Source organism: Kineosporia sp. R_H_3 (genome assembly GCF_002198675.1).
Taxonomy (GTDB): domain Bacteria; phylum Actinomycetota; class Actinomycetes; order Actinomycetales; family Kineosporiaceae; genus R-H-3.
The window spans coordinates 1-2570 of the sequence record NZ_MWLL01000026.1 but is presented as its reverse complement, the minus strand read 5'-3'; the positions used below and the strand labels follow the sequence as shown (position 1 = coordinate 2570).

The following is a 2570-nucleotide window of genomic DNA, read 5'->3' as shown; positions in this document are numbered from 1 at the left end:
GCCTGCACCTCCGCACCCGCCCGGGCCCCAGCCGCCGGGCGGTGCCGGCGGGGCGGGCGGGTGCGGAGGTGCAGGCGGGGCCTGCCGGCCGCGGCTGCGCGTCTCGCGGCGCATCTCGCGGGCGGCGGCCTTGAGCTCCGCCTTGAGGTCGCGGACCGAGCCGTGCACCTCGGTGCGGATCTCGTCGGCGAAGTCGCTGACGGATCCGGCGATGTCCGCCTCGAGGTCGTCGAGCTCGGACCGCCGTGCGGCCAGCTCGGCCCGGCCGGCGTCCGTGATCGAGTAGACCTTGCGCCCCTCGGAGACGACGTGGGTCACGAGACCCTCGCTCTCGAGCCGCGCGAGTCGCGGGTAGACGGTGCCGGCGCTCGGGCTGTAGAGGCCCATGAACCGGTCCTCGAGCTCGCGGATGACGTCGTAGCCGTGCCGCGGGCTCTCGTCGAGCAGCTTGAGCAGGTACAGCCGCAGCCGGCCGTGCCCGAAGACCGCGGGGCTCACTGCGGCACCCGGGCCAGCAGGACGACGTCCCCGCTCACGGTCGTGACCTTGAGGCGGCCGTCGGCGGCACCGACCCGGCCGGACATCTTGTTGCTGCCCGGCTTCTTGGTGACGTGGAGCGCCTCGAACGCGCTCTCGAGCCGGCCGCTCGTCGACGAGACGTCGACGTCGAAGCCGCACTCGGCACCGACCCGCAGCGTGACGTCCCCGGAGACGGTCTTGAGGTCGACCCTGCTGCCGCTGTCGACGTCCACGTCGAGCATGAGGTCGCCGCTCACCGTCTTCGCGGCGAGCCGGGACGTGCGGCCGCCGGCGATCGCGAGGTCCCCGCTGACGGTCTCGAACTCGAGGGTGCCGGTGACCCGCCGCGTCTCGAGGTCACCGCTGACGGTCTTGGCGCGCACGCTCGAGCGGACGTGGTCGAGGGTGACGTCGCCGGAGACGCTCTTGACCTCGGTCTCCTTGGCGACGATCTCCGAGACGACCGCGTCGGCCGAGACGACCCCGAGCCGGACGGGGCACGTCGTCGGCACCGAGACCGCGACGACCGCCTCCGTGCGGCGGCCGTTCAACCAGTCGAAGATGCCGCCCCACGTGAGCTTCTCGTGGACGATCTGGAGCGTGCCGTCGTCGTCCAGGGTCACGGTGAGCGGCCCTTCGAGCTTGCTCACCTCGACGTGCGCGGCGCCCGACTCGGCGTCCTCGGTGCGGCCCACGACGTCGACCCGCCCGGACACCATGCGCACCTCCAGCCGCCGGACCCCTTCGAGCTCGATGGACTGCGGCTCTTCGACCCGCCACTGCTGCATGACCGCCTCCAACTCGCGATGTATCGTGTCTGTGAGGAACACGCTATATCGCGTCCACCCAAAGTCAAGCTATATCGCATCTTTGCTTTTCCGGAGAGCCTCTCATGCTCGCGGTCGGTACCGTTCCGAGCTCTGAAAACGACGCAAACCGGTACTGGGCTCGAGCATGAGCGGGGCTGGGCGCGCGGTTCCCGTGACCCGGCGATGGCGTTGGTCGCGCATCTCGCGGTCGATCAGTGCCGCCAGGCGGTCGGTGCGGGCGGGGACGAGGACGTCGGCCGGGCCCCAGCGGACGAGATTGGCTCCGGTCGCGCGCAGGCGACGCTCCCGCTCACGCTCCTCGGCGAGCACCTGGGCGAGGCCGTCGGCGTCTGCCCCGGCGAGCTCGGCCGCCCGGAGGAGGTACTTCGCGCGGCCGTCCGACTCCCCGATGAGCCCGCCCTTCCAGCGGAAGTCGACCCGGCCGACAGGGCCGTCGCGGTCCTCGATGTCGACCTGCACGACCGGCTGCGGAACGCCGGTGTCGTCGAAGGCCACGGCCGACCACGACTCCAGCGTCGACTCCCGCCGGCCGTCGGCCAGCGCCGCGAGCCGTCGCGCCTGGACGACGCCCGGCCAGCCCTTCATGCGCACGAGCGTCGCGTCGATCTCGGCCCGGGTGACGAGCCCGGTCCGCAACGCGCGGTCCGCGACGGCCACGGCGTCCGGCGGCCGCAGGTGCCGCAGGCAGTCGGCGACGGTGCGGCCGGGAGACGTGACGACGAGGCCGTCCGGGAGGACGACGAGGTCGCCGTCCGCCCACGGAGCGACCCGGATGCAGAGGTCGTCCTGGTTGCGCGTCGGCCCGGACAGCGCGAGCAGCATCGGCTTGCCCCAGCCGTCGAGCGGTCTGGGCAGGTCCCAGACCCGCGCGGCCTGCGCGACCGCGACCGCGACGTCCCGCCCGGTCGACCGGACGGCGGCGAGCATCTCGAGGTCGAGCACCTGTGGTGGGCCGGCGAGCGCCGGCCGCGCGGGCAGCAGCAGACCTCGCCGGACGGCGCGCCACTCCCCCGTGGCCAGGCGGCGCGTGATCTGACGGTCGCTCAGCCCGACGTCACGGGCAGCGGCCCGGCTGACGAGGGGTGGCAGGACGGGGTCTGGTCGATGCACGCCGCCGAGGGTGACCCGGCACATCGCCCCGCGCACCCGCCGTCCACCCGCTCTGTGGACAACCCGCACCAGACCCGCCCTGTGGACGGCTCACCCCCACCCACATGTCCA

Annotated in this window: 3 protein-coding genes; all 3 read right to left on the bottom strand. The window is 73.2% G+C overall.

Features of this window, described 5'->3' with window-relative positions:
• A partial coding sequence (locus ECOMGDLI_RS02475; protein ID WP_143447466.1) for a PadR family transcriptional regulator occupies nt 1-498 on the bottom strand: 498 nt, incomplete at its 3' end.
• The gene (locus ECOMGDLI_RS02470) at nt 495-1307 is read right to left on the bottom strand and encodes a DUF4097 family beta strand repeat-containing protein (protein WP_143447465.1); all 813 of its coding nucleotides are present in this window, start codon (nt 1305-1307) and stop codon (nt 495-497) included. The genes ECOMGDLI_RS02470 and ECOMGDLI_RS02475, both read right to left, overlap by 4 nt.
• A 102-nt stretch (nt 1308-1409) precedes the next feature.
• Nucleotides 1410-2459: a hypothetical protein gene (locus tag ECOMGDLI_RS02465; protein ID WP_143447464.1), complete on the bottom strand. Its 1050-nt coding sequence runs from the start codon at nt 2457-2459 to the stop codon at nt 1410-1412.
• Nucleotides 2460-2570 lie beyond the last annotated feature (111 nt).

Bases quoted from the DNA above. Each gene is read 5' to 3' on its own strand.
- ECOMGDLI_RS02470 (WP_143447465.1), bottom strand. From the start codon at position 1,307: ATGCAGCAGTGGCGGGTCGAAGAGCCGCAGTCCATCGAGCTCGAAGGG.